The 26,145-nt window shown below is 58.0% G+C and carries 20 protein-coding genes and 1 pseudogene; 10 read left to right on the top strand and 11 right to left on the bottom strand.

Annotated elements, in window-relative coordinates; all coding sequences use genetic code 11:
• The 3 genes and pseudogenes from LIO64_RS11180 to LIO64_RS11170 form a co-directional block, all read right to left on the bottom strand.
• Positions 1-405, bottom strand: a pseudogene (locus LIO64_RS11180) (hypothetical protein); the annotation flags it as partial.
• Positions 402-1,247: an SDR family oxidoreductase gene (locus LIO64_RS11175; protein WP_290549527.1), complete on the bottom strand. Its 846-nt coding sequence runs from the start codon at positions 1,245-1,247 to the stop codon at positions 402-404. The pseudogene LIO64_RS11180 and the gene LIO64_RS11175, both read right to left, overlap by 4 nt.
• 657 nt (positions 1,248-1,904) lie before the next feature.
• Positions 1,905-2,327: a hypothetical protein gene (locus LIO64_RS11170; RefSeq protein ID WP_290549526.1), complete on the bottom strand. Its 423-nt coding sequence runs from the start codon at positions 2,325-2,327 to the stop codon at positions 1,905-1,907.
• Between the two features lie 192 nt (positions 2,328-2,519).
• Here LIO64_RS11170 and LIO64_RS11165 point away from each other — a divergent pair, with 192 nt between their 5' ends.
• Positions 2,520-6,056, top strand: coding sequence for an ATP-binding cassette domain-containing protein (locus LIO64_RS11165; RefSeq protein ID WP_290549525.1), 3,537 nt, complete (start codon positions 2,520-2,522; stop codon positions 6,054-6,056).
• 126 nt (positions 6,057-6,182) lie between these two features.
• Positions 6,183-6,701, top strand: a complete 519-nt coding sequence (locus LIO64_RS11160; RefSeq protein WP_290549524.1) for a hypothetical protein — start codon at positions 6,183-6,185, stop codon at positions 6,699-6,701.
• Positions 6,702-6,927: 226 nt separating this feature from the next.
• Here the strand turns inward: LIO64_RS11160 and LIO64_RS11155 are convergent, their stop codons facing one another.
• The 5 genes from LIO64_RS11155 to LIO64_RS11135 form a co-directional block, all read right to left on the bottom strand.
• A complete protein-coding gene (locus LIO64_RS11155; protein ID WP_290549523.1) occupies positions 6,928-7,521 on the bottom strand; it encodes a hypothetical protein in 594 nt (197 codons plus the stop codon).
• Positions 7,522-7,597: 76 nt separating this feature from the next.
• Entirely contained in the window at positions 7,598-8,740 is a 1,143-nt protein-coding gene (locus tag LIO64_RS11150; RefSeq protein ID WP_290549522.1) for an FtsX-like permease family protein, read from the bottom strand.
• Positions 8,703-9,335 (bottom strand): ATP-binding cassette domain-containing protein, encoded by a 633-nt coding sequence (locus LIO64_RS11145; protein ID WP_290549521.1) that lies wholly within the window; start codon positions 9,333-9,335, stop codon positions 8,703-8,705. Before LIO64_RS11145 ends, LIO64_RS11150 begins: the two co-directional genes overlap by 38 nt.
• Positions 9,332-10,375 carry a hypothetical protein gene (locus LIO64_RS11140; protein WP_290549520.1) on the bottom strand — a complete coding sequence of 348 codons (1,044 nt, stop codon included), beginning with the start codon at positions 10,373-10,375 and terminating at the stop codon, positions 9,332-9,334. The genes LIO64_RS11145 and LIO64_RS11140 overlap by 4 nt, the downstream gene beginning before the upstream one ends.
• Before the next feature lie 57 nt (positions 10,376-10,432).
• Positions 10,433-11,038 carry a hypothetical protein gene (locus tag LIO64_RS11135; RefSeq protein WP_290549519.1) on the bottom strand — a complete coding sequence of 202 codons (606 nt, stop codon included), beginning with the start codon at positions 11,036-11,038 and terminating at the stop codon, positions 10,433-10,435.
• A gap of 267 nt (positions 11,039-11,305) precedes the next feature.
• On the opposite strand from LIO64_RS11135, the gene LIO64_RS11130 reads away from it, so the two are divergent.
• Together LIO64_RS11130 and LIO64_RS11125 are read left to right on the top strand one after the other, a co-directional pair.
• Entirely contained in the window at positions 11,306-12,481 is a 1,176-nt protein-coding gene (locus LIO64_RS11130; RefSeq protein WP_290549518.1) for a hypothetical protein, read from the top strand.
• Positions 12,482-12,569: 88 nt separating this feature from the next.
• Positions 12,570-13,526 (top strand): hypothetical protein, encoded by a 957-nt coding sequence (locus LIO64_RS11125; protein WP_290549517.1) that lies wholly within the window; start codon positions 12,570-12,572, stop codon positions 13,524-13,526.
• Between the two features lie 82 nt (positions 13,527-13,608).
• Here the strand turns inward: LIO64_RS11125 and LIO64_RS11120 are convergent, their stop codons facing one another.
• A complete protein-coding gene (locus LIO64_RS11120; protein ID WP_290549516.1) occupies positions 13,609-14,439 on the bottom strand; it encodes a hypothetical protein in 831 nt (276 codons plus the stop codon).
• Positions 14,440-14,451: 12 nt separating this feature from the next.
• Complete coding sequence (menB, locus tag LIO64_RS11115; protein WP_290549515.1) at positions 14,452-15,276, bottom strand: 1,4-dihydroxy-2-naphthoyl-CoA synthase; 825 nt, start codon at positions 15,274-15,276, stop codon at positions 14,452-14,454.
• 273 nt (positions 15,277-15,549) lie between these two features.
• Between menB and LIO64_RS11110 the strand changes: the two genes are divergently transcribed.
• From LIO64_RS11110 to LIO64_RS11085, 6 genes are all read left to right on the top strand, one after another.
• Positions 15,550-16,626, top strand: coding sequence for an AAA family ATPase (locus LIO64_RS11110; RefSeq protein WP_290549514.1), 1,077 nt, complete (start codon positions 15,550-15,552; stop codon positions 16,624-16,626).
• A complete protein-coding gene (locus tag LIO64_RS11105; RefSeq protein ID WP_290549513.1) occupies positions 16,616-17,413 on the top strand; it encodes a hypothetical protein in 798 nt (265 codons plus the stop codon). Before LIO64_RS11110 ends, LIO64_RS11105 begins: the two co-directional genes overlap by 11 nt.
• Before the next feature lie 166 nt (positions 17,414-17,579).
• Positions 17,580-20,024, top strand: a complete 2,445-nt coding sequence (gene ftsH / locus LIO64_RS11100) for an ATP-dependent zinc metalloprotease FtsH (protein ID WP_290549512.1) — start codon at positions 17,580-17,582, stop codon at positions 20,022-20,024.
• 21 nt (positions 20,025-20,045) lie between these two features.
• Entirely contained in the window at positions 20,046-20,396 is a 351-nt protein-coding gene (gene rsfS / locus LIO64_RS11095) for a ribosome silencing factor (protein WP_290549511.1), read from the top strand.
• Between the two features lie 257 nt (positions 20,397-20,653).
• Entirely contained in the window at positions 20,654-23,155 is a 2,502-nt protein-coding gene (mutS, locus tag LIO64_RS11090; protein ID WP_290549510.1) for a DNA mismatch repair protein MutS, read from the top strand.
• Position 23,156: 1 nt separating this feature from the next.
• Positions 23,157-23,750 carry a 3'-5' exonuclease gene (locus tag LIO64_RS11085; protein WP_290549509.1) on the top strand — a complete coding sequence of 198 codons (594 nt, stop codon included), beginning with the start codon at positions 23,157-23,159 and terminating at the stop codon, positions 23,748-23,750.
• 49 nt (positions 23,751-23,799) lie between these two features.
• Here LIO64_RS11085 and LIO64_RS11080 read toward each other — a convergent pair whose 3' ends face one another.
• The gene (locus LIO64_RS11080) at positions 23,800-26,103 is read right to left on the bottom strand and encodes a thioredoxin family protein (RefSeq protein WP_290549508.1); all 2,304 of its coding nucleotides are present in this window, start codon (positions 26,101-26,103) and stop codon (positions 23,800-23,802) included.
• Between the last annotated feature and the right edge of the window lie 42 nt (positions 26,104-26,145).

The following is a 26,145-nucleotide window of genomic DNA, read 5'->3' as shown; positions in this document are numbered from 1 at the left end:
CCCCGGGTTCTCCAGTTCCTGCCCCCGCCCCGGTGCGACTATTTCGGACGTGCCGCCCACTCGGGGTTGGGGGGGCAGACCGGGGGGCACGGGCGGGTACTGCACCGGGGGAAGGGCGATGGTGCGTTCCGGAGTCCAGGGGGTAGTCAGCCGGGAATCTTCCAATTCCTTTCCGGGCATGGAGGGAATGGCGGGCTGCTCCTGGCCCGGCTGCTCCACAGGGCGGGATTCCTGCGGCGGATAGGCGCCGGAATCTGACGGTTCCTGTTCCGGCTCCCCTTTCAGGGCGCGGATGATCTGGGCCGGGTACGGCGTGAACAGGGAGGCCGCCATGGCCGCCAGGCAGAGGCAGACGGCAAGCTTGAACCAGGTGAAGCAGGGTATTCCGCGGCGGTGGGCTTTCATGATGCAGAAGAGGGGGAATCATTGGGTACGGCCTGGACTTTCCGGGGGCGCCTGCCCATGAAAAAGCGGATCAGGTCCAGGGGGGCGATGTTCAGCAGCAGGGCCGCCAGCCGTATTTTCATGCCGGGGAACACCCGGGCGCGTCCGCGGGACAGGGCGCGGAGGCTGTCTTTCACGACGGTTTCAATGGAGGTGTCAAACGCGTTTCTGCCCGGCATCATGTTTCCGGTAAAGCCGGGCCGGCGCGCCGCTTTCCCGAAGCCCGTGGAAACCGGACCGGGGCAGACGGCCAGCACGCGGATGCCGTGTTCGCGCAGTTCCAGCCGCAGCGCTTCCGACAGGCTGGAAACATAGGCCTTGGTGGCCGCGTAAACGGCAAAGTCGGGGATGGGAAGGAGGGCTCCCAGGGAGCTGATGTTGATGATGTCTCCTCCGTTCCGCTTCATGCCGGGTATCAGGGCGTGGCACAGGCGGGTGAGGCTTTCCACGTTCAGCCGCAGCAGCGCGCGTATTTTTTCCCAGCGTCCGTCTGCGAATTCTCCATAATCCCCGGCCCCCGCATTGTTGATCAGCAGGGTATTGGCCGGAGGAAGCGCGGCCAGATGGGAAAGGAGCGTGTCCAGGGAGGCTTCGTCCGCTAGGTCGCAGGGGAAGACGGTGGCACGCAGGCCGGGATGCTCTTCTTCCAGGGTGGCGGCCAGCCGCCTCAGGGCGTCTTCCTTCCGGGCAATGAGCACCAGCTCCGCCGCATGCGCAGCCAGCGTTCCGGCAAAGGCTTCCCCGAAGCCGGACGAGGCGCCCGTAATGATAATCCTGTCGTACTGGAGGCGTGAGGGGGACATAGTGGTTTGGAGCAGCCCGTATCATGGTCAATCCGGTGCGGAACCGCAATGAAAAAGGGGGGTGGAGAACGCAAAAAATGGAAGCTACCCTTTTCTTTCCCAAGGGAAAAGAGAACTGCGTCCGCCGTGCTGTTTTCATCCCCGGAGGATAGGCGCCAGCGTGCCCCTGGGAAGGAGGGGCTCCGGCCCCTCATCATTACATGCAACCAACATACAGTAAGATCGGCCTCCGCTTTGCTTCGCAGTTTTTTAGTACGAAGGCCGGGAAGCCTCCGTTCCCAGGTGGAGGCTTCGTGAGCCAATCGGTCTTCATGGCGGCATGGTACCGGGATGTTTCTTCTTTCACCCCGCAATACTCATCCTCGTAGGATGGGCGTTAGCGTGCTCCTGGGAATGAGGGGCTCCCGCCCCTCATCATTGCATGAACCCGGCATATAGTAAGATTAGTCTCCGCTTCGCTTCGCAGTATTTTTAGTACGAAGGCCGGGAGGCTTTCGTTCCCAGAAGGGAAGCTTCATGGGGCAACTGGTTCCCTGTGGCAGGGAACCGGAAGGTTCTATCTTCCGTGTTCCGGACAGAGAGAAGTTTTCTCCATTTGCCCTAATAAAAAACCGCCTGCCGGATGAACGGCAGGCGGTTTGATGAAAAGGAGATGGATTAAGCCTGGGAAGCTTCTTCCTGCACCTGCACCACGCGGAAAGGCACGCGGGAAGCCAGTTCGCCGTCAACCGTCAGGTCGATGGAGTAGTTGCCCGGCTTTTCAAAGCGCAGGCCCTGGAAGTTCATGATCAGGTTGCGGGTAAAGAAGGAAGCGCCTTCCGGGAAAGCGGGCACCGGGAAGTTGATCTTGATGGGCATGCGTTCCTTGTCCAGCGGCGTGCCGTCGGCGTCAACGATGCTCAGTCCCAGTTCGTGGGTGCCTTCGTCTTCAGGGGTGAGGCAGATGCGAAGCGCAACGGCGCAGACGGGATGAACGACCGGGAACTGACGGGCGACCAGGGAGTCAAAACCGCCCTGGATGCAAAGCTTGCCCTGGTAGTCGGCGGCGAAGTCACAAAGAGTAGAAACTAAGATATCCATGTTGTGATAATGTTGATGTATTTGGCTCGCTTTCTCGTGGAAAGCATGAACATTGGACAGAACTATACTTCCTCGGGACCTATTGCAAGATAAAGGTGTAGAAAATATTGTCATTTCTCCGTGAAATTCCGGTTGCGCTTGAGGTGGGAGGGGAATCCCTGTACTACTGGTTCCGGCAACGCGTTTCCTGGCATGATCCGATGGTTTTTCGACATACCCTCCAAGCTGATTCACTGGAGGCTGAACCTCGTCAAGACGCTGGGCGCCTACGTGCCGTGGCTGCGCCGGGACGACGGTTCCATGAAAGTGCATGCCGGCACGCTGGTGGACCTGTTTGCCACGATTCTGAGCGGCCGCCGCCATTTGAGCGCCCGTGACGCGGATGCCGCGCTGGATATTCTGCGTTATACTTTCCCGGAGGTGGAGCACCGCTGGCTTTCCAACCGTTTTGAGCGTTCCATGCGGGCCAATCTGACGATGGCGGACGTGCTGGCTTCCGCCGCTTCCGGCAGGGATGAAACGGAGCGCATGGCGATTGCCCTGGAAGTGCTCTCCCTGCTGATCAATACGGGGGATCCCCGCATGACCGGAGAGTTGTTTGACCAGGTGACGTATGGCCTGGAACTGCCGGGTACGGCAAACCATTTGAGGCAGCTTCTGATGACGCCGGACGTGGAAGCCCAGGAACCGGCTTACAGCGTCAGTTTTTCCGCGGGCATCGGTGCGGAGGTCTCCCTGCCGGAACAGGACAAGGGCATTTCCTTCCGCCTGGTCCGGTGTTCCCGCCTGGTGCTGGTGGTCAATGACGGCTCCCGGTCCATTGTGGTGCGCGGCCGCCATCTGGCTCCCGGCGGCGTGATGCCGCTGACCAACGGACAGGTGGTACTGCTGCCGTCCGGGCCGCTGAGTTTTGAGGACTTCGCGTTTTTCTTGGACTGCAAGCGCTCCGGAAAGCAGGAGGTATGCTACATTTCCCTGGATAACGGCGCCCTTCAGATCAGCCGTGTCCGTTCACGGGCCAGCGAGGTGCGTGTGAACATGGGGCTGGCGTGTGAGGTGGAGGTGCTGAGGCCGGAGGTGGAGTTCGCCGTGGACGGCCGGCGCCTGTACCCCGGCGAAAACGTACGCATGGCCTATTATTCCTCCTTCACGCTGGACGGGGAGGGGCCCTTTTCCATGGGAGAGGTGCAGAATTCCATGTCTGACATCGGGCGCCGCTTCCGCCTGGACCCCGGCACCCGCAAGCTGCGCGTAACCAATCTGCCGGAAAAGGCGCGCAAGGGGGACATGCTGCTGACGCCGGGGCTGGCCCCGGGAGCGGTTCTGGAAGTTTCTTTTTCCAGCGCCACCAATTCCGGTTGGCTGGAAGTGGTGGAGGCCTCCATGCCCCTGCTGCTCAACGGCAGGCCCGTGAAAGGGAGAATATCCCTGCGCGACGGGGATGTGGTCCACCTGAACGCCTACCACGCGCTGCGCTGCCGTTTTTCCGCCGGGGTGCTGGATGAAGAATACCACGCCATCAGAACGCTCAGCGTGGAGGGAGTGACCAAGGAATTCATGCGCTCCGGCCGCGTGCTGGACAACATTGACCTGAGCGTAAAGCGCGGAGAGATGGTGTGCATCCTGGGGCCCAGCGGGTCAGGAAAAAGCACGCTGCTGTCCATGCTGGCCGGGCATCTGCCGCCTACGCGCGGCTGCATCCGTTACAACAACCAGCTTCTGTACAGTGACCCGGACCTCATCCGGCCCTACATCGCCTTTATTCCGCGGGAGGATATTCTGGATGCGGCCATGAGCGTTTCAGAGCATATCTCCCAGGCCACCATCATACGCCGTCCGCGCCTGACCCGGTCGGAACGTGCGCGGCGCGTGAACGCCATCCTGAAGTTCCTGGGGCTTACGCACATCGCTTCCCGCCGTGTGGGAGAGATGAATGCGCGCACCATTTCCGACGGGGAGCGCACGCGCCTGAACCTGGGGCTGGACCTGGCGGGCATAGCGGATGTTTTCCTGCTGGACGAGCCCATCAGCGGCCTTTCCACCTCGGACGCCAAGCTGGTTATGCAGACCATGCAGAACATGAGCCGCGACAAGATGGTGATCGCCACCATGCACCGGCCCAGCACGGCCATCCTGAACCAGTTTCACAAGGTGTTGGTGCTGGACCACGGCGGCCAGATGGCCTACTGGGGGGACGTGCCGGGCATGATGCGGTATTTCCGGAAGGCGGCCGTGGACATGGTTATTGACGTTTCCGAGGAGGCGCGGACGGCCGGAGGCGCGGATTACGTGTTTGAAGTGCTGGAAGCCCCCCTTTCCTGGCATGACCGCCGCAGGCGCCAGCATCCCCGGTTGTGGCAGGAGCGCTTTGAAGGCTACCGGTTCCGCAACGTCATGGGGCATCACCATGAAGGCGGCGGCCCCAGGACCCTGTATGAAGGAACGCTGGAATTTCCTCCTGCCCCCAAACGCAGCGTAATGCAGCTCTGGCGGCTCTTCCGCATCTGGGCCGTGCGTACTTTCCTGGGGCGCGTGCGGAGCCGCATGGGGCTGTATACCATGCTGCTGGAAGGGCCGGTGCTGGCCCTGCTGATTTCCCTGACCCTGCGCGCCTCTTCCAGTCCGGAATACACCTTTGCCACGGCCCTTCACATTCCTTCCTACCTGTTCCTGGCGACCATCGTGGCCATGTTCTTCGGCCTGACCGGGGCGGCCAGTGAAGTGCTCAAGGACCGCGCCCTGCTCAAGCGGGAGAGCAACGCCAAGGTATTTGTGACCGGTTACGTTCTTGCCAAGGCGCTGGTGCTTACCGGTCTTTCCGCCGTTCAGTCCGCCCTGTTCCTGTGGGTGGGGAACGCCATTCTGGAAATCCATGAAATGTTCCTGATCTATCTGGGAACCATGACCCTGACGGCCTTCATCGGCGTAAGCCTGTCCCTGCTGGTTTCCGTCTTCGCGAAAACGGAGCGGGCGGCGCTCAATATGGTGCCCCTGCTGCTGATTCCCCAGATTCTGATGGCCGGAGCCATCGTCCATTTTGATGAAATGAACCAGTTTATCCCATGGTCCGCCCACCGTACGGATGAGCATGGACGCCTTAAACCTGGCCGCGTGCCTCTGGTGGCGGAATTCTGCCCCTTGCGCTACTCCTTTGAAACGATGGTGGTGGACCAGGCTTCCAAGAACGTCTGGGAAAGGGAGCGTGAAATCATTCAGGAGAAAGTGGATGATCTCAAGGCGCGTCCCCACCTGGACAACCGGGAATTTGAAGAATTCAAGCTGCTCAAGATGGCGCTGCTCCATATTGCCGCCATTGGGGCGGATGATCCGGAGCAGGCCAAGGCTGCCGTGCGCCAGGTCCGGAGGGCGGCGGTCAACGGCTATGAGAAAAATTACAGGCAGGTGATCGCTGAATTGGAACGGCAGGGGAAGGGCAAGCCCTCCGTTAAATCCTTTTATGTCAATGACCGCATCGTGATGCTGGATGAATCCGCGGAAATCCAGCGCGTCAGCCGGGATACGCTGGACCGTCCGGAAATTTTCCTGGCGCGCAGACAGCCCCTGCCGTGGGGCAACAGCGGCAAGGCTCCGGACGATCCCGGCTACAGCGCGGACGAAGGCACGGTGCCCACTCCCTGGAAGGATTCCCTGCTGCTGTTCCTGATGGGAGCGGTTCCCCTCTTCATCACGGGCCGTGTGCTCAAGCGGCGTTTGGAAAAAGTCAGGTAAAAAACGCGTCTGCCGGGGTGGAACGCCGTTCTGCGGCTTATGGAGTTAGAGGAGGAGGTATCTTTTGGGAGGATTTTTGTTGACGGTAGATACAGTACTGTTAGAATCTGCCCAATACTTCTTTTTATGGATACCAAACATCTTCTCGTTTCTAGTGTTTCTGTCCTTGGCGCTGCTCTCTCGCTGGCGTTGTCTGGCTGTGGAGGAGCGGGCGATTCCGAGACCATGGTGACGCTGCCTTCCGATCTTGATATTGCTTTTGCTCTGACGGGCACCCGAGACCTGGTTTTCAAGGTGAACGAATTTTCCAACAATTTTTTCTGCGTTATTTATGATAATGGATGGCGGGAAGACTCCGGTTCCGGGAATAACGATACTGCCCCGAACCTGACCAGTCAGTATCAGGTTTACGGGTATAATGCCGATGCCAAAACCATCAAGAGTCTTACTCTGATTTGGAAGGAAATAATTCCCAATCCCATTTACAGTTTCAAGAACAACCTCACGATGACTGAAATCAAGTTGCCGTCCGCCCATCAGGGTACGGGAACCGTAGGTCCGTGGAACGGCTCCATGTTTGACTGGGATACAGAGGCGATGGGTCCCGTGAGCGGGGCTGCCGGTACTGTTACTTATGCCAACTGAGTAAAAAAGAGAACGCTTAGTCTGTAACTCAGGCTGTAAGATGACGGGAACATTCGTGGAATGTTCCCGTTTTTTATGTTGCCGGATTCAGGGAGAGTTATGGTGCAGGGAAGTTTTCGCCAGAGAGGATTGGGGGAAGCGGGGCAATATTTTGCCTGATTGAAAAAGGAGCTGCCCCAGATGTATCTGGAACAGCTCCTTATATCTGAAAGGAAAATCTTTTTTTCTAATTTGTGGGAGCAACAGAGTTGGCGTCACTGATCGTGATTGTGGAGGGGGATACAGCTGCGTTGTTGGCAAAGGGATTTGCCTGCGGAGGAACGGCGTGCGGAAATTCTACGGCAGCCTGGGGAATGTTGATGATGCAGTCTCCTTCCGCATGCGTTCCGTTGTTTCCGTATTTCAGCTCGTTCCAGGTCAGATGCATGTTATAGGAGTTTTGGACAAGACCTCCAACGCCAAGAAGGTTCGTACGTTTTTTTACCGTGTAGTAGAGTTTCAAAGATGCTGTATCCGTGCCCGTTTTCTGGTAATAATAGGATATATAACCGCCGTTGCTGATATTGCCCGTAGAGCTTGTCAGCGTACCCGTCATTACGGAAGAGGGAGTCATCACAAAACCGCCGATGCCGGTTTCCGCAAGAGCCGTTTGAGCTGCTTCAGGCAGATTGCCCGTTTGAATGACGATGTTGTAGACTTTGCCGACGAGGGATTCTCCTGTCTCCCCACTATTGCCGCTGCCTCCGCAAGAAGCAAGCCCGGCGCCGATAAGCAGGGAATAAAAGGATGTACGGAAAATGGGAAAAGATTTGGGTTCCATAGAAGAATGATTATGGCGCATGTTAGCAGACTCCCTGCGTGCGTCAACAGAAAACCTCCCCGTCCATGGTTTTTTGCTATTTAAGCACTTTCCCGATCTGCCGGTTGGCGGAAATGATGATGGGAATGGAGGAAACCAGCACGCAAATGAAGAGGGAGATGCCCAGAAGAGTGAGGTCCGGCATGATGTCCTGGAGGGAGAGGGAGGTGTTATGAAGTTTGAAGAATTCCCCCAGCACGATTTTCTGCGTTTTCATGAAACAGAAGACGGCGGCGATGAATGCTCCCCCCACCAGGAAAATGTTTTCCATAATGAAGTTGAGAACCAGAAAAACCGGACGCACGCCGAAACTTTTCATCAAGGTGTAAACGTATTCATTCTGCTGGAATTCCATGGAAGCCAGGGCCGTCAGCAGAATGCCCACAATCACGGCGATGCCGATGGAAAAGGCGGCGCGGCATTCCGCCTGGTTGCCCATCAGGATATCCAGCCTGCGGAGGATGGGGGCGGTACTGCGGATGGAGGTAAAGCGCTGGTCCAGGCGTACCAGGTTGTTCAGGGTGTTTTCAATGACGGAAATCAAGGCGGAGGTCATTTCCGTGGCCTGGATGATGTAAATGTTGGTTCCGCTTTTGCCAAGGGCGCCCTGGGAGGAAAACGTTCCCGACGGAACGATGATGAGCCCCTGAGGAAAGACCTTTCCCAGAACGTGGTGTTCCGGCAGATGGCAGGCGTGGATGGGAAAGGAGAACTGGTTCATCTGGATGGTACGGGGTCCTTCCTGCTCCCGTTCCTGCTTGAGCCCGAAAAGCAGCAGTCTGGGGTGTCGGTTGATGGGCAGGTCCTTCAACTGGCCATACGCGGCAATGCTGTATTCCACAATCGGGTAATTGACTTTTCCCAGTGTGGCGGAGGCTGCCTGTTTCAATGTTAGTACATTGCAGGAGTGGAGCCGGGGGAGGTGTTGCTGAAGAAGGGTTTCCAGGGGCGGTTTCCCATCCGGGTTTACGTCATAGGCGATGATGAGGTCCCCCCCGCTCTGCCTGATTTCATCCTGAAGCATCTTAGTGGAAAGCACGTAGTTGGCCAGGAAGGACAGGGCGCACAGGGAAAGGAAAAAAGAAACCAGTACGCGGGAAAGCGGACTGGCAGGACGTTCCTTCCAGCGGTGCAGCGTATCCTTAAAGAGATACAGGAGCGTTAAAATCAATGATTTCATGGGCTATATCCAGAAGCCGGGAATCGTGCGTGCTGACAATGCAGATTTTATCAGCCGTTTGGGTGGCGATGAGATCCTTGATGATGCCTGTGTTGGTATCGTCAAGTCCTGAAGTGGGTTCATCCAGCAGGAGGATGGAAGAGTCTTTCATCAAGGTTCTGGCAAGGGCTGCGCGCTGGGCCTGTCCTCCGGAGAGCGTTCCGGCCTTTTTGTGGCGCAGGTCGCCCAGGCCCAGTTGTTCAATCAGCCGGGAGGACCGTTCCTTCCATTCCCTTTTGGGCAGCATGGCCATTTCCGCACACAGCTGGAGATTGCGTTCCACGCTGGCCAGGGGCAGCAGGTTGATGCCCTGGAACATGTAGCTGACTTCTTTCCTACGGTATTTTGTGTTGGAAAGGGGGACGCCGTGCGGAGTGACGATGCGTCCCGAACGGATATGGAGATAGCCGGCCAGGATTTTGAGCAGCGTGGTTTTTCCGCAGCCGGAATATCCCTTCAGGATGGTGATGCCGGAACGGAAGGTGCGTGAATAGTTGTCAAAAATCAGGCTTCCTTTCGTGTAGCCGAAACAGACAGCCTCACAAACGAGTTTCATTTTTTGCGGGCTATCAGTTGGCTTTCCCCTTCCAGGATGAGTTCATATTCCGGATGGACGGCTTCCAAAAGCTCCTGCCAGGATGCGCTGGTTTTGGCCGCGGGAGAAGAGGCAAGAGCCATTTTATCCAGAAGAATGACCGGCGTGTTGGGGACGTAGTACAGCCGGGCGGTGCAGTTGGAGCCGATCATGCCGTGGGCATCGTCGTGCTGCGCAGGCGGAAGTTTGAAGAAATAGGCCAGGATGTTGCCCCCGGTGGACGGGTTTTTCTCCACCCTCTTGTGGGAAAAGATTCCGGACATGGAGCCTCCGTTGGCCAGGGGAATCTCCACCCGCAGGGTGGAGGGATCCAGACGCGTCAGGTCCGGGTTGGAGATGGAAACGGTGATGTAGTAGGCGGAGTCGTCACAAACGGTGGCGATGGGGGTGGAAGGTTCCAGGTAAACAGGCTGTGCTTCGTCCGCCGGCAGGGTGAACTGGTATTGCAGCCTGCCGTCAAAAGGCATGCGGAGCACGTAATTTTCCTCCTCTTTTTCAAAGTCCCGGCGGGGTTTGATGTCGATGAGTTCCAGCTCCTTTTCCGCCAGGGAGATTTTTTCCTTGAGGGATTGGACGGCTTCCTTGTCGGAGGGGTTCTTTTTGTCGTGCCAGCGTTTTTCCTCCGGTGTCAGCCCCGCATAGAAATTGATTTCCTCCAGTTGTTTCCGGAGAGCCACGATTTCATCCCGCTTGGCCGTCTTGTCCTTCAGAATCTGGATTTCAAGCTCCTTCCGCTTGAGTTCCATATCCTCCTCATTCACGGTGGCGATGATGGCGTCTTTTTGTTCCCGGGTTCTGTCAGGCAACCAGTTGTTGACATGCCCGGCGGCCGGCATGACGAAGGTGCGGATGCGTTCGGGCGTGATCTGGGCCTGCATCTGCATGATGAAGACGCGGACAGCCGGTACAGCCTCCTGCAGTGCAGGGGCGGGAGTTTCCTCCGCCCGGGCGAGGGCCGGGATGCAAAAAAAGGCCGCTATTCCCGCGATCCACCCTGTCAAGGCAGGGAATCCGGAAGGAACGCGGCCCGCTGAACGGTGGATTTTCAATCTCACTGGTTATTTGCCGACATAGTCCGCAGACGGATAAATGGTCACGGTGCCTCCGTCCAGAAAGGTTTCTCCTGTGTCGAATTTGCCAGGATTGGAGGAATTGGTGCTGCCCTGGGTTATAAGGCGGTATTTGGCCGTACCAGTGACAATTTTGTTGTAGGGATCGTCGGCGGTGTCAAAAGTCAGCGTACTGTTGATGGACACCTGTACGAACTCATAGCTCTGGACCGGGCCGGGACGCGTGATGACGTTTGAGGAAACGGTAGCGCTGGTGGAAAGGGTGCCGGACGTGCCGTTTCTGCGGAAGATGACTATTGTGGGATTGCCGTTTCCGGCGCCTCCGGTGGAGGTGGGGATACTGGTAGTCGTGTTGTTGAACAGGAGCGGCATGGTATCGGTGCCGGTTCCGGTGGCGAAAAGGGTGAAGGCATGACGGAAAGCATCTCCTTCAGGCAAGTTTTCATATTCCGGATTGGATGAAAGCACGAGAACCTGCCCCACGCCCAGCTGGGAGGAACCATCTGTTCCGCTGCCGCCGCAGGAAATGAAGCCGATGGCTACAGCAGTGAGGGAGAGAAAGGCAATGGTGCGGTTGCGGGACGAAGTGGTCATAAACGAATATTGAACTTTAAAGTAGGCTATCTGTTTTTATCGTACCCGTCAATCATGAAATTCTTTTGATCTTTCAAGCTTGCGCAGTGAGGCGTGCGGAATGCTTTATGGCTTGACTTTTGAAAGGGTGCCGTAAAAATCCCCGGAAGATTTATGGCTCCTCTGTTACACCCGGCCGGCACGGTTCCGCTGCCGATGGCTGCCGTCCGGCAGTGGCTGAGCATAAGTTTCTTGTGTTTCCTCTTTTTGCTGCCGGCGTCATGTTCCGTGAATCGCCATATGGAGGAGAAGACCAGGGAGATGATGAAGCAGATTGATGCGGAGCCTCGCTGGGAGCAGCTGCCGGAGCGCACCATCTCCTGGGATGCAGCCATCAAGATGATGATGGACAATAATTTGGAGCTGAAGGAATCACAGCTGAATCTCCAGCAGGCGGAGTGGTCCGTAAAAAGGGTATTTACTCAGATCATTCCCGGAGTAAATCTGGACCTGATGATGACCCGGGACATCAGCGGCCTGTCCAGCATGAGCGCGCGGGACATGGAATACCATACCAACATTCTCTTCAACATGCCGTCCCTCACCCAGGTCCCCTTTGACTATTATTCCGCCAAGGCTTCCGTATATGCCTCCAGGAATATGCTGGAAATGAAGAAAAGAGAGCTGGTTTCCCAGCTTTACCGCCAGGTGCTTTTATATGATAACGCGCTGCGTTCCCGCCAGAATGCCCTGGATAGCATTCCCTTTGACGACGACGGTACCCAGCGGGCCAAGGCTGACCGGGAATGGGAGAAAACCAGAAAGGACATCTCCAAGGCGTTTGTCGCGTTATTCGGGGACATGAGCGCCCGGTGGTTCGTGGAACCCTCCACGGTGCCGCGCATCAGTTGGGCAGCTTACCGCAAAGCCTGCCGCAAGCTGGATTTTCTGGTAGTCTCCATCATGGCGATGGAACTGGAGGCGTCCCGCCTGAGCGTGCTGAACGTCAAGATGCGTTTCTTCCCATCCATGGACATCAACTTTTACAGTCCTTCCCTTTTCTCCGGATCAGGCGGCACTTATTCCGGCTTCTTTGCCGGGGCTGGAGACATGCAGGTCAACATGAGCCTGAAGGAGCAGCTGGATACGCGCCTGGATGTGTGGAACCAGTACCGGAATGCGCGTGAGAATCATAAAATCTTGGAAAAGAAAATGCGCATGCGCCTGGTGGAGCGCCGGGAGAAGGTGGAGGCTCTGATCAAGAGCCGTGATGAATTTGAAAGCTGGCAGTCCTACTACAGGAAGAAAGCCGCTTTCCTGAAAAAGCGCCTGGCTTTTTCCGGGGAGGAATACTTGCAGCAGCGCAAGGATCTTCAGGCAATCTACCACGATCTGGATTCGGAAGCCGCTAAAAACGCGGAAGTGGAAGCGGCCCTCATCATGGAATACGGCTGGTTGAAATAAGGTCACAGGAAGTGAAAGAGTGCGCCCCTGTGTGACTGCGGCGGCTTCCCTTCTTGATGCCTTCAAGAGCTTGTGCTAGGGTCCGGATATGCAAAAAGTTCGGCAGCCCGTGGGTATGGCGTTGATGATTCTGGCTTTTCTGTCCGCCATTTACGGAACATTCCCGTGGGGAATTGCCGTGGGCGCCTTTTTGTTTCTGCTGGGTGTGATCGTGGCGGTCAGCCGTTTTTCAGCCGTGGTGTGGTCGTGGTGCCTGTTTGCCCTGGGGATTTATCTGGCCGCGCCTTTTATCTGGATGTGGAATCCGGACTATTTTTTCAGCCGCTCGTTTGACGTGCTGTTCGTAAGCGGTTGCCTGGTGGGCAGCTTGGTTCTGCTTACGATCCGGTTTGCGGTCATCCCCGTGCTGTGGCCTAAAATCTTCCATCATTTTGTGAAGGGAGGCCCCACACTGGAAGACCTGGCCCCGGAAAGGGGAAAGACGGTGGCGGAACTGCGGAACGGCATTGAACCCAGGCAGGTGAACTTCCTGTTCGGGCAGGCGGATGAAGAGCTGGTGGAAAAATGGGGGAAGATCGCCCAGGGCATTGCAGCGCTTTCCAAAAGCCGTAAACGTCTGACGATATGGGTAGTATCCGTTCTTTTGATCTGGCCGGCAGCGGTATTTCTCCTTTCCGGAGGAATGGGCGGCGCTCTGGACCGGGATATTGACCGCATGTGGGCAACCCGTCCGTTCCGGGACGGCATGGTGGTCTCCACCCCTGAGGCCATGAATGCGGCGCGGCGTGTTTTCAGGAATGCCCGCTCCCTGCGGGGACTGACGATGGAACAGGCGCGCTCCTGGTTGAAAACGGATCAGAGAAATGCGGCATTCAAGCTGGGAAAACCCAGGTACGATTTTGAAGAGGATGAAACCGTGCTGGTGCTTTCGGACGGCCGGGATTCCATTCGCCTGGTGGCGGTTTTCAATGACGCGGGCCAGATTATCCATTCCTGGCCGGAAGAATACATGACCCTGATGGTCCGGGATCTGGAAAAAGACTAGATACGGAATATTAAAGACGAAAGTTTAAATTAGTCTTTGATATTTAGTATTTAGTAACTTTAATAATCCTGCGACCTCTCCGTTAAAGCGTGCGTTTTTGCGGGGGCGTCAGGTTCAGCCTTCCTTCACTGATGTGGATGCCCATGCCGCTTTCCTCGATCATGTGGACGAGCGGCAGGTAGGCCTGGAGCAGGTTTTCAAACGCGGGAAGGAGAAAGATCATGTAGCCCTGGGGAACGGAAATGCTGCCGATGGTGCCCCCCACATGGATGCCCCCCGGCAGGGTCTCGTCATTGTAGAATTCAAAGCGGGTCTGCACTGCCATGTAGTTGTGCGGGTCCATGGACTGGAAGGGTGTCAGGAACAGGGAAATCGTCTGGCGGGATTCGATGCCCGTATAACGTTCAATGATGATTTCCATGCAGCCTTCCCCCACCGTGCCGTCCGGCTGTGTCTTGCCGCCGTGCAGCCGGACGCCTACGGCCGGATTGGTGGCGAAGATGGCCATGACCCCGTGTTGCTGGGGGCGGACGGAAGAAGCCAGGTAGCGGTTGATGTCTTCTTCCGAAAAGGAAACGGAGGCGTCCCTGTTGATGGCCTGCTTCAGGATTTTGGGGATGTCCGGGGCGTTCTCCTTTTGGCGGAAACCGGGCAGGTCAGCCGTGTTCTGCGGGCACCAGGAGGAATAAACCAGCCAGGAAATAGCCGCCAGAATGGCGATGGTGAACAGGAAAATAAGATTGCCGATCAGGGAAAAAGGCGTTTTTTCACGAACGGGCTTCTCCTCGCCGGCCTGCTCCTCCGGATCGTAGAAATGTTCCACGATGTTTTCATGTTCCGGCAGGCCGCGCAGGGCTTCCCTGCTGTTGGAATCGTTCCGGAGGGAATTTTCGTTGTCGGAGGAGGGGGACATGGTGCTGGGGAATTACGGGAGCCTGGGGAATTTGGAGAAATCCGGAGCGCGCTTTTCCACGAAAGCGTTTTTGCCTTCCTTGGCTTCCTCGCTCATGTAGTAGAGCAGGGTGGCGTTTCCGGCCAGGTCCAGCAGGCCCATCTGCCCGTCGCAGTCCGCGTTCAGGGAGGCTTTCAGGCAGCGGAGCGCCAGGGGACTGTGCCGGAGCATCTGGCGGCACCAGGAAAGTGTTTCCTCTTCCAGCTTCTCCAGGGGAACCACGGTGTTGACCAGTCCCATGTCCAGCGCCTGCTGCGCATCATACTGCCTGCACAGGTACCAGATTTCCCGCGCCTTTTTCTGACCCACGATGCGCGCCAGGTAGGAAGAACCGAGTCCGCCGTCAAAGGAGCCCACCTTCGGCCCTGTCTGGCCGAATTTGGCGTTGTCCGCGGCGATGGTGAGATCACAGACGACATGGAGGACGTGGCCTCCGCCGATAGCGTAGCCGGCCACCATGGCGACGACGGGCTTGGGCATCGTGCGGATGGTGCGCTGAACGTCCAGGATGTTCAGGCGGGGCACGCCGTCTTCCCCGATGTAGCCGGCGTTTCCGCGCACTTTCTGGTCGCCTCCGGAACAGAAGGCGTCCGGGCCTTCCCCGGTCAGGATGACCACGCCCACCTTGGGATCTTCATGCGCGGCGTTGAGGGCGTTGAGCATTTCGTGCACGGTCTGGGGACGGAACGCGTTGCGGACGTGGGGGCGGTTGATCGTGATTTTTGCGATGCTGCCGTCGTCCGTTGTCTCATACTTGATATCCGTATATTCCCTGGCGGTGGTCCATCGTGTGCTCATGCGGACTACTTTAATAAGGCGCCCGTCAATGGGAAGCTTAAAATGCGCCGCCTTTCCGGGACATCCGCGTCTTGGTGGGGGTAGCGCGTCAGGGTGAGCCCGCCCGTGTTTTTCCACGTTTTCCGGGAGACGCTTCTTGCTGTGCTGTCCGGTTCGCCCCCTTCTTTCTTTTATTCCGGTTTTTCTCAATTTTCCCGGAGGTCGTCTTTCGTGACGGAAGCTGGCGGCATTTGTAATTTACGGCATGCGCTTCTGTGCTACATTGGGAACGGTATGATACATGACCTACTGGTGAGCGGCGTGACGGTGTTTCCCGGCAGTGAACATTTTGAGTTTGTTCCGGGGATCAATGTGGTGGTGGGCGGCAATGACTCCGGCAAAAGCCATTTGCTGAAATTGTGCTACACCGTAGCCAAATGGAGCGCGGACGGGGGCAAAAAATCCCTGCCCGAGAAATGGGCGGAAGAACAGCGGCTCAGGAAAGACCTGATGCGGGTGTTTGCATCCCGCGGACTGGCCGGACTGACGGCGCGGAACCGCGGCAACGCCCATGCCCGTGTGGAGGCCTCCATGGAAGGGGAAGGCGTGCCGGAGGGAATGGGGAACCTGGTGTTTGATTTTCAGGCAGGGCATGAGGAGGAAGGTCTGAGCATTCAGGAAATGCCCCAGCGCTTCCTGAATGTGCCGGTGGTGTTTCTGGCGGCGCGGGAGGTCCTGACCATTTATCCCAGTTTTGTGCAGGTGGGAAGCAGGTTTCCCGAGTTTCTGGACGGCGGCAGCTGGGACCTCTGCCGTTATCTGGATGCGGATGCGGCAGCGGAACCCATCAGTACGGACGCGGGGCGCGTGGTCGCCAGGCTGGAAAAGATCATTGGCGGAGAGGTGGTGAAGCGTGACGGGCGTTTCTTTCTGCAGCGCCCCGGCCAGCAATTGATTGAAATGAGCCTGGTGGCGGAAGGCTTTAAACGGCTGGGCACGCTGAGCTATCTGATCCGGAACGGTTCTGTGAAGAGGGGGTCCGTGCTATTCTGGGATGAGCCGGAAATGAACCTGAACGCCTCCCATCTCCCCGTGCTGGTGAAAACCCTGACGGGGCTTGCCAAAACAGGGGTGCAGGTGATTCTTTCCTCCCACAGCCTGTTCCTGCTGCGGGAGCTGATGATTCAGCTTTCCGAACCGCGCAATGCCATGGTGCAGAGGAAATTTTTCGGTATGAGCGTTCCCAGGGGAGAGCGTTCCGGAGTGAGAGTATCCTGGGGGGAATCCCTGGAGGATGTGGGGCCGATCGAGTCCCTTGAAGCGGAGATTGAGCAGGCGGACAGGTATTTGAAGCTGAGCTATGAGTCATAAGCCGTCAGAAGCTCATTACGTGGAGGGAGTCCACCGTTTCTGGATCGATGAAGGCTACGTCGTGTGCCGCATTGAATGCTCGGACTATTATGCCCGTCAGGCGCAGAATTTCTGCGGAGGATGCAAGGAGATGGACTTCCTGCTGTATCATCCGGAACGCCGGGATCTGTGGCTGGTGGAAGTGAAGGATTACCGGTTTGACGCCCGTCCCAAGGTAGGGGAACTGGTCTGCGCCCTGAGCCGCAAGGTCAGGGATACGATGTTCCTGCTCCGGGCGGCTTCCGTGGCCGCCCCGGCGGAAGAGCCGGCGGAGGGCATCTCCCTGAGGGAATTTTCCATCCTCGCCTCGAAGGCGGAAACGCTCCATCTGGCTTTTCTCCTGGAAATGGGCATGGGCGGCGTCTGGACGGACGGAGGACTGCTGGCAAACGTTAAAAACCTGCTGGTGGCCTCCATGCGTTTTCTGGATGCGGAGCTGATTTGCGCGCCCATTACGTATCCCCGCCGCATCGGACCCTGGCGCGTGACCTCCGCCCATGGGGAGGTGAGCAAGCGGGTAGAAATCCGGAGGGCCAAGAAATTGGCGGAAATTCAGGAACAGCGGCGCCGGGAAAGGCAGGAGGCGCAGGAGGAGCGTGCGTGGCAGGAAAGAGGCCGGAAAGGGAACGGTTTTCATGCAGCTGAAACGGAAGAAAAGGTGCCCCAGTGGAAGCTCCGCCTCCAGCAGCGTTTGAACGGGGAAAGCGCCAATCACGGGGGACGACGCAGAAAAAGGAAACGGGACTGATTCCCGTACTGTCTATTGTCTCATTGCCGGAAGACGCTTCCCGGGGTGGAACGGTTCGTTTCCCTCCTGCGCCGACTGTATGGCATGTCTCGGAAAAAAGTTTTATTTTACAAGGACTCGCGTATCATGCCGCCCGATTCATTAACTTCTGTGTGCTAACCACATTATGTCTGACAGAATGCCTCCCAGTCCCCCCCGTCCTCCCAAATTTCCCGGCTCCGGAAAGCCCGAATCCCCCAACTGGGGCGTGTGGGTCATGGTTCTTCTCATTGTAGGCGTCCTTGCGTTTGGTTTTTTCACCCCGGAATCCTTTGGCCTGGGGCCCCGCAAGGAAAACCTGGAATCCTTTGAGGCCCAGTACAAGGCCGGCCGCGTGGTACTGAACGATCCGAAGGCTCCCGTGGAAGTGGTACTGAGCGAGAATGGCTCTGAAGGCGTCATTCATGCGCTGGTGTATAAAAAGGATATTCAGCCGAAGGTGGAAATGAAGCCCTTTGTGCTGACCTATTCCATGTCCCTGCCGGACCGGGACAAGCCCCTGCTGAATGAAATTTCCGGTTATAAGATCGTGGAAAACCCGTATCAGGCCAAGGATGGAAAATATAGTTCCATCGTTGCTGATGAAGCGCAAAAGCTGTCCGTGCCCGAATTTAACCGCCTGGCTTTGGAAGGCCGCATTGCGGGCGGCAATGAAGGCCTTGTTCTGGTGGAAGACGGGAATCAGAACATGCTGGTCGGCCAGATTGTCACCCGCATCTGGCCTGCCGCCACGGGGGATGCCTCTGTGGACAAGCAGCGTTTTGAACGGGTGGAAGTTCCTTTTACCCTGGAATTCCAGGGTGACCGCGTCAAGCAGCTGCTGGGGCCGGATACGAAGTTCAAGCGTGAATCCGGTTCCTGGGGCGGCATTCTGCTGAACCTGCTGCCCATCGTGCTGATTCTGGTGATTCTGTTCTTCATGTTCCGCGCGCAGAGCGGCGGAGCCAGGGGGGCCATGAGCTTCGGCAAGAGCCGGGCACGCCTCATCGCCCCGGATAAGAACAAGGTGACGTTCAAGGACGTGGCCGGCATCAGCGAGGCCAAGGAAGAAGTATGGGAACTGGTGGAATTCCTGCGCAATCCGGAAAAATTCCGTGATCTGGGCGCCACTATTCCCCGTGGCGTACTGATGGTGGGTTCTCCCGGTACGGGTAAGACTTTGCTGGCCCGCGCCATTGCCGGGGAATCCAACGCCTCCTTCTATTCCATCAGCGGTTCGGACTTTGTGGAAATGTTCGTAGGCGTGGGCGCGAGCCGCGTGCGCGACATGTTTGAGCAGGCCAAGAGAACGGCCCCCAGCCTGATTTTCATTGATGAAATTGACGCCGTGGGCCGCCAGCGCGGCTACGGCATGGGAGGCGGCAATGACGAACGTGAGCAGACGCTGAACGCCCTGCTGGTGGAAATGGACGGTTTTGAAAACAACGCTAACGTGATTGTGATCGCAGCCACCAACCGCGCGGACATTCTGGACCCGGCCCTGCTGCGTCCCGGCCGTTTTGACCGGCAGGTGGTCGTGAACCTTCCGGACGTCCGGGGGCGCGAACAAATCCTGCAGGTGCACGCCAAGAAGGTGAAAATGGCTCCCGGAGTAAGTTTTGAGCGGATTGCCCGCGGTACGTCCGGCTTCTCCGGCGCCCAGCTGGCCAACCTCATCAATGAGGCCGCCCTGCTGGCCGCCCGCAAGGGACTGAAGGAAATTACGGAAGCCGAACTGGAAGAAGCCCGCGACAAGGTCAACTGGGGCCGTGAGCGCCGCAGTCTGGCGATCAACGAACGCGGTCGCCGCATCACCGCCGTGCACGAATCCGGCCATGCCATCTGCCTGCTGAAAACCCCGCACAGCGAACCCCTGCACCGGGTGACCATCGTGCCCCGGGGTGGGGCATTGGGCATGACCATGTGGCTTCCGGCGGACGACAAGATGCACCAGCTCCGTTCCGAAATGCTGGACCAGCTTGTTGTAGCGATGGGCGGGCGTTGCGCTGAACAGATCGTGTTCGGTGACGTGACCAGCGGCGCTACCGGAGACATCAAGAGCGCCACCAGCCTGGCGCGCCGCATGGTGTGCGAATTCGGCATGAGCGAAAAACTGGGGCTGATCGAATACGGCGAGCACCAGGGGGAAGTTTACATTGCCCGCGACCTGGGCACGCGTTCCCGCAACTATTCTGAATCCACGGCGGAACTGATTGACTCGGAAGTCCGCTTCCTGGTGGACAGCGCCTATGAACGCGCCATGTCCATTCTGATGGAAAACCGGGACAAGCTGGATATTCTGACGGAAGCCCTGATGGAATTTGAAACGCTGGAAGGAGAACAGGTCATGGATATCCTGGAATACGGGGAAATGAAAAATCCCCCCGCCAAGGTGACGCCGCCCCCCATGCCTTCCGAGGTGGAAGAACAGTCCGGGAAGAGCGATTCCGACCATCCCGTGAAGAAGGATTCCGAAAAGGACTACCCGGAGGAGACTGCGGAACCGAAGGAAGATAAAGGCCCCGCGGAACAGGACCCTTTCTCCTACAATCCCGTCGAGGAATATGGCCGGGAAGGTGAAGAAAAGAAATAATCCAATAGAAACGAATCGAATATGGTAGCCAACGATGCGATGGAACTGGCCAGGATATGCGCCCGCGCCGCGGATGACGCCAAGGCTGAAAATGTGCGGGTGTATGACCTGCGCGGCATGTCTTCCCTGACGGATTTCATGGTGGTGTGCACAGGCTTGTCCGTCCCCCATCTGCGCGCCGTCATCCGGGAGCTGGAAGAATCCGTTCAGGAAAAAGCGGGAGCCCTCCCCACCTACGTGGAAGATACGCCCGTAGCGCTGTGGTCCGTGGTGGACTACATTGACGTCATGGTCCACATCATGGGGCAGGAAACGCGCGAGTTCTACGGAATGGACACCCTGTGGAAGGATGCTCCCCTCGTGGAATATTGATCCTTGGTCATCCGAGTTTTCCCGCCGTGCCGCTATTCGACAAGCGGCACGGTTTTTTTTGTCTCTAAAGTTGTTTTTGCATGGACTCAGGATCCTTGACAATGGCCTTTTTGCGGCTTTGATCATGATGAGTACGTCATCCAAGCCGGGAGAGAAAGATACGATGGTTGCTCCGGGAAACGGAATCCCGGTCCGGTTCTAACAAGATTCCAATCTTGCTTTGGGAGCGTAATCAGATTACTCTTCCACCGTTATTTATGAGTAATTCCGGACCCACTGCAACCCCCATGATGGACCAGTACCTTCGCATGAAGAAGGGGTTGCCGGAAGACGTCCTGCTGTTTTTCCGGCTGGGGGACTTTTACGAGATGTTTTTTGAGGACGCCAAGGAGGCGTCCGCCATTCTGGGGCTGACGCTGACCAAGCGCCACGGCATTCCGATGTGCGGGGTGCCCCACCACAGTGCGGAAGGGTACATCGGCCGTCTGGTGAAGGGCGGCAAGCGCGTGGCGATTGCGGAGCAGACCACTGTTCCGCAGCCGGGCAAGCTGGTGGAGCGGGAGTTGACCCGCGTGATTTCCGCCGGAACCCTGGCGGATATGAATCTGCTGGATTCCTCCCGCCACAATTACATTGTGGCCCTGTACAGGGACAAGAAGCATTTGGGGTTGGCATGCGTGGACCATACCACGGGGGAATTTTCCGTAGCCCAGTTTGAACACATGGACCTGCTTCTGGATGAATTGTCCCGCATCAATCCTTCCGAACTCCTGGTCAGCGACGAGCAGACGGATTGCTTTCCCGGAGCTCATCCCACCCTTTATTACGACGGGTATACGTTCCTGCCTTCCACGGCCATTCCCAATCTGCTGAGCCATTTCCGCGTGCATTCCCTGGATGGCTTCGGCTGCGGGGAGATGACCGCCGCCCTGGGGGCGTCCGGCGCGGTGCTTCATTACCTGGGCTACCAGCTGCGCCGTCCGACGGATCATTTGCGCCGCATTTCCGTGCGCGCCACGGAGAACGCCGTGTTGATTGACCAGGCCAGCCAGAGGAACCTGGACCTGGTGGATTCCCGCGGCGGCGTGAAGCTTTCCCTGCTGGGAACCCTGGACAGGACGAGCACCCCGATGGGCGCGCGCAAGCTCCGGGACTGGCTGCTCCACCCCCTGTGCGATCTGGAAAAGCTCCAGGCGCGGCAAGAGATGATTGCGGTTCTTTTGCAGGAACCCTACCTGATGAGCAAGCTGCGGGAGAGTCTGAAAAACGTCCGGGACATGGAACGGCTGACAGGCCGCATTTCCCAGGGCGCCGGGAACGCCCGGGACCTTCAGGCGCTGGCTTCCTCCCTGGGGCGCATTCCTGCGCTCAGGGATGATCTGGAGTCCCTGCCCGGGGGCGGGGAAATGCTGAAAAGCATCCGTTCCCGCATGGGCTGCTTTGACGAGTTGGTGGACCTGCTCCAGCGGGCCCTGGTGGATGAACCGCCCGTGACGATCAAGGAGGGCGGCATTATCCGTGAAGGATACCACGCCGGGCTGGATGAATTGCGCCTGGCTTCCCGCGACGGGAAGGAATGGCTGGCCCGGCTTCAGGAGAAGGAGCGCAAGCGCACGGGCATTGATTCCCTGAAAATCCGTTTCAACAACGTCTTCGGCTATTATATCGAGGTGACCAAGTCCCATTACGACAAGGTGCCGGACGATTACCAGCGCAAGCAGACCCTGGTGAATGCGGAACGCTTTGTCACCCCGGAGCTCAAGCAGATGGAGAATACGATCCTGGGGGCGGACGAACGTTCCCGCCAGGTGGAGTATGAACAGTTCCTCCTGTTGAGGGAGGAAGTGGGCCGCCACATTGACGGCATCCAGATTACGGCGGACGCCATGGCGGACCTGGACGTGCTGCTGGGGCTGGCGGAGGGGGCGCAGCAGTACCAGTACTGCCGCCCCGTGCTGGACAATTCCATGACTCTGCGGATTGTCAACGGCCGTCACCCCGTCATTGAACAGAATGTTTCCGGCGACGTATTCGTGCCCAATGACGCTTTTCTGGAACCGGAGGAAAACCGCCTGATCCTGCTGACCGGACCCAACATGGCGGGCAAGAGCACTTATATCCGCCAGGTGGCCCTGATTACGCTGATGGCCCAGATCGGGGCCTACGTTCCGGCGGAGTCCGCCCACATCGGTTTGGTGGACCGCATTTTCTGCCGTGTGGGAGCCAGCGACGACCTGGCGCGCGGACAGTCCACCTTCATGGTGGAGATGAGCGAGACTTCCCTGATTCTGAATAACGCCACGGAACGTTCCCTGATTATTCTGGATGAAATCGGGCGCGGGACCGCCACGTTTGACGGTCTTTCCATCGCGTGGGCCGTGGCGGAGTACCTGCATGACGAGTTGAAGTCCCGCACCCTGTTCGCCACGCATTACCATGAACTGACGGATCTGGCCCGTTCCAGGGCAGGCGTGCAGAATTACAATGTGGCCGTGCGGGAATGGAAGGAGGAGATCGTCTTTCTGCGCAAGATCGTCCAGGGGGCGGCGGACAAGTCCTACGGCATCCAGGTGGCCCGTCTGGCGGGCATGCCGGCCGTCATTGTGGACCGCGCCAAGGCCATTTTGTCCCATCTGGAAATGAATTCCACCAGGCCCCGGAGGAAGGAGCGCGCCCGTCTGGCGGAGCCCAGGGCCAAGAATACGGACATGGATGACGACATGCCCACCGGGGAATACGCCCAGCTGGAGTTGTTCTGACATGCCTTTGCCCTCAGACATGATAGGCAGCCTGCGCTTTGCCGCCATTGATTTTGAATCCGCCGGAGCGGCCCGGGGGGAGACGGACCAGCCCGTGCAGATAGGCATTGCCGCATGCCTGTGCCTGGAAGGGGAGCCGGAGCTGTGGACGTCTTATATTGCCACGGACAAGCCTGTCCTGTGGTCCGCGTCCCAGGTGCACGGCATTACTACGGAGATGCTGGCGGATGCTCCTTCCTTTCCCTCCCTGTGGCCGTCTATCCGCTCCCGGCTGGGGGATGCCGTAGTGGTGGGTCACAATCCCGCCACGGAGAGGAAGTTCCTGCGGCGTTTTCCAGGGCACGGCTTCGGGCCGTGGCTGGATACCCTGGCACTGGGGAAGATGTGCGTGCCGGGCCTGCCGGATTATTCCCTTTCCACTTTGTGTGATTCCCTGGGCCTGACTTCTTCCGTGGATGAGTTGCTTCCCGGCCGCCAGTGGCATGACGCCCTGTATGATGCACTGGGCAGTCTGCTGGTCGTCCGGTTCCTGGTGCGGGAGCTGAAACTTTCCTCCCAGCCCCTGGAGGTGCTGGGGAAGGCGCTGGGGAAGTGATGTTCTTCTTTTTCTCCGCCAGAGCAGGGTCCTGCGGAATGATCCGTCTTCAGCGGGTCATTTCCTTTTCCAGGAATTCCAGCAGGTAGGAGGGGGACAGGAGTTCCCGGGTGACGACGGGTTTTTTGCCCGGCAGGTACAGGGCGTTGACGGGAACTGCCGTGCGGCCCAGGTTTTTGAGTTCCTGGTCAATGACGGGATTCGTGCGGGTCTTGTCCGCTTTCATCATGACAATGCCGTATTTTTTGAAGGCGGCCAGCACTTCATCCGTGTAGGACGCCTTGTTGACCTGGCAGGTGGAGCACCACCGGGCCGTGAAGTCCACATAAACGGGCTTGCCTTCATTCAGGGCGGCCTGCATGGCTTCCGGGCTCCAGGGAGTCCACACACTTTCTTCCGCATGGCGCGCGGGAGACGCCGCGGAGGAAGCCGCAGCTCCGGAATCCCCGCCGCGGCCGAACCAGGCGGCTCCCTGCGGGGGCAGCATGTAGTACAGGCCCGCCAGCAGGAACACCACGGAGAAGATGCCGCCCGTGATGCGGGATTTCCTGCTGCGGTACATGGGGCACCATCTGCCGTATACCCAGAAGGCGATGGAGAACAGCACCAGGCCGAAGAACAGGAACAGAATGTCCTGCGGATGGTTGTCCGCGTCAAAGAACGCCATGTAAATCCAGAGGAAATAGGCGGCGGTGCCGAACATCAGGAAGGACATGGCCTGCTTGAAGGATTCCATCCATGCCCCGGGTTTGGGCAGGTATTTGGTCAGTACGGGGAAGGCCCCCAGAATGATGTAGGGCAGGGACATCCCGAGGCCCATCATGGTCAGGCAGAGCACGATGCCCAGCGGCGGCTGGAGCATGGCCGCTCCAATGGCCTGCCCCAGGAACGGAGCGCTGCACGGGGTGGAAATGACCGTAGCCAGGGCTCCGGACCAGAAGGAACCTGCATAACCCTTCTTGTGCTGGAGGTCGTTGCCCATGGTGGTGGCTTTCACGCCTATTTCAAAGACGCCGAACATGCTCAGCCCCATGGCGAGCATCAGCCCCAGAAGACAGAAGTTCACCCAGGGGTTTTCAAACCAGAAGGCCCAGTTCACCACGCCTTCCGCCCCGTGGCCCAGCCAGAAATCACTACTGAAGATGCCGGGACCGGCGGGAGCGGACCAGTCAAACATGTTCGCTTTCAGGGCAATCAGGATAGCCGTAATGATCCAGAAGGAGATCAGAATGCCCAGGACGAAGGTCAGGGAGTGCGCCAGCACTTTTTTCCGTTCGCCGCCGCCCAGCTGGACGAAGCTCATGATCTTGAGGCCTATCACCGGGAAGACGCACGGCATCACGTTGAGAATGATACCGCCGATGAACATGAAAAACATGATTTCCCCCAGCCCCATCAGCGGGGGCGCGGCATCGGGGGAGGGAGAGGCGGAGGAGGTTTGGGTTCCTGCCTGCGCTCCCCCGGAAAAGGGGCGGCTGTCCGCCGTGAGGCTGACGCCTTCGTTCCCTGCGCGCAGGATGCCGGAAAGGCTGGCCAGCGGCTTTCCCTTGTCCGCGTCCGGCACGTTATTGGGGTAAAGGCCGTCCGTGGTGTCATTGTACTGCATGGACAGCTCGTAATTGGAGTCGTCCAGTTTTTTGAAGCTCTGGGGAGTAGTGGGATTGATTTCCCCTTCGTTGCAGAAGAAATAGACGGAATTTTCCGGAATCGGGCGTCCGTTTGTCCTGAGGTGCAGGGTGACGTTTTTTCCTTCCTGGGAAATCCTGGCCTGCATGCCTTCCGCCCACATTGGAGTGGAAAGGCCCACAAGGCCTTTTTCCAGTTCCGCCGCGTCGGGCGCCGCTTTTCCGTCCCCGCGTTTCAGGGTGACGTTGAAGTTTTTGGTTTCCGGCGCGGCGCATTGTTCCGCACACATTTGCCACGTCATGGTGGTGGTGAAAGTGGCTTCCGCAGGGGCATCCTTTTCCGGAGTCACGCGGAAGGCCATTTTTGCCGTTCCGCTGTAACCGTAGAAGTTCACCAGCCCGGTACCCAGTTCCGGAACCTGCCAGTAGGGGCCTTCAATGCGGAAGCCGGGCGTTTCCTTGAACGAGGCTTCCAGAGGCAGGCCTACGGACCCCGGATTCTTGTAGTAAACGTGCCAATGGTCCGGCAGCGTCAGCTCCGTTACAATGACGAAGGGCTCCGTATGGTAGGAAGAGACCGTAGCCTTGGAGGCTCCGGAAGCCTGGGGAGCTCCAAAATCTCCTGCACCGTCAAAGTTCATGGCTCCGAAATCCTGTGCTTCCCCCGTACTGGCTCCCCCGGCAAAAATACCCAGGGAAACGGCGGCGGCTTTCAAAAAGTTTCTCATAACAAAGGCGGGTACCATAAAGAAAGGGAGGATTCAATGTTT

This window comes from Akkermansia sp. (genome assembly GCF_020860705.1).
Lineage (GTDB): Bacteria > Verrucomicrobiota > Verrucomicrobiia > Verrucomicrobiales > Akkermansiaceae > Akkermansia.
This window is presented reverse-complemented; position numbering and strand designations above follow the sequence as displayed.

What these genes read in the sequence shown, in the direction of transcription:
- LIO64_RS11175 (WP_290549527.1), bottom strand. Translation starts at nt 1,247, where the DNA reads ATGTCCCCCTCACGCCTCCAGTACGACAGGATTATCATTACGGGCGCC.
- LIO64_RS11170 (WP_290549526.1), bottom strand. Translation starts at nt 2,327, where the DNA reads ATGGATATCTTAGTTTCTACTCTTTGTGACTTCGCCGCCGACTACCAG.
- LIO64_RS11165 (WP_290549525.1), top strand. Translation starts at nt 2,520, where the DNA reads ATGATCCGATGGTTTTTCGACATACCCTCCAAGCTGATTCACTGGAGG.
- LIO64_RS11160 (WP_290549524.1), top strand. Translation starts at nt 6,183, where the DNA reads ATGGATACCAAACATCTTCTCGTTTCTAGTGTTTCTGTCCTTGGCGCT.
- LIO64_RS11155 (WP_290549523.1), bottom strand. Translation starts at nt 7,521, where the DNA reads ATGGAACCCAAATCTTTTCCCATTTTCCGTACATCCTTTTATTCCCTG.
- LIO64_RS11150 (WP_290549522.1), bottom strand. Translation starts at nt 8,740, where the DNA reads ATGAAATCATTGATTTTAACGCTCCTGTATCTCTTTAAGGATACGCTG.
- LIO64_RS11145 (WP_290549521.1), bottom strand. Translation starts at nt 9,335, where the DNA reads ATGAAACTCGTTTGTGAGGCTGTCTGTTTCGGCTACACGAAAGGAAGC.
- LIO64_RS11135 (WP_290549519.1), bottom strand. Translation starts at nt 11,038, where the DNA reads ATGACCACTTCGTCCCGCAACCGCACCATTGCCTTTCTCTCCCTCACT.
- LIO64_RS11125 (WP_290549517.1), top strand. Translation starts at nt 12,570, where the DNA reads ATGCAAAAAGTTCGGCAGCCCGTGGGTATGGCGTTGATGATTCTGGCT.
- LIO64_RS11120 (WP_290549516.1), bottom strand. Translation starts at nt 14,439, where the DNA reads ATGTCCCCCTCCTCCGACAACGAAAATTCCCTCCGGAACGATTCCAAC.
- menB (WP_290549515.1), bottom strand. Translation starts at nt 15,276, where the DNA reads ATGAGCACACGATGGACCACCGCCAGGGAATATACGGATATCAAGTAT.
- LIO64_RS11110 (WP_290549514.1), top strand. Translation starts at nt 15,550, where the DNA reads ATGATACATGACCTACTGGTGAGCGGCGTGACGGTGTTTCCCGGCAGT.
- LIO64_RS11105 (WP_290549513.1), top strand. Translation starts at nt 16,616, where the DNA reads ATGAGTCATAAGCCGTCAGAAGCTCATTACGTGGAGGGAGTCCACCGT.
- ftsH (WP_290549512.1), top strand. Translation starts at nt 17,580, where the DNA reads ATGTCTGACAGAATGCCTCCCAGTCCCCCCCGTCCTCCCAAATTTCCC.
- rsfS (WP_290549511.1), top strand. Translation starts at nt 20,046, where the DNA reads ATGGTAGCCAACGATGCGATGGAACTGGCCAGGATATGCGCCCGCGCC.
- mutS (WP_290549510.1), top strand. Translation starts at nt 20,654, where the DNA reads ATGAGTAATTCCGGACCCACTGCAACCCCCATGATGGACCAGTACCTT.
- LIO64_RS11085 (WP_290549509.1), top strand. Translation starts at nt 23,157, where the DNA reads ATGCCTTTGCCCTCAGACATGATAGGCAGCCTGCGCTTTGCCGCCATT.
- LIO64_RS11080 (WP_290549508.1), bottom strand. Translation starts at nt 26,103, where the DNA reads ATGAGAAACTTTTTGAAAGCCGCCGCCGTTTCCCTGGGTATTTTTGCC.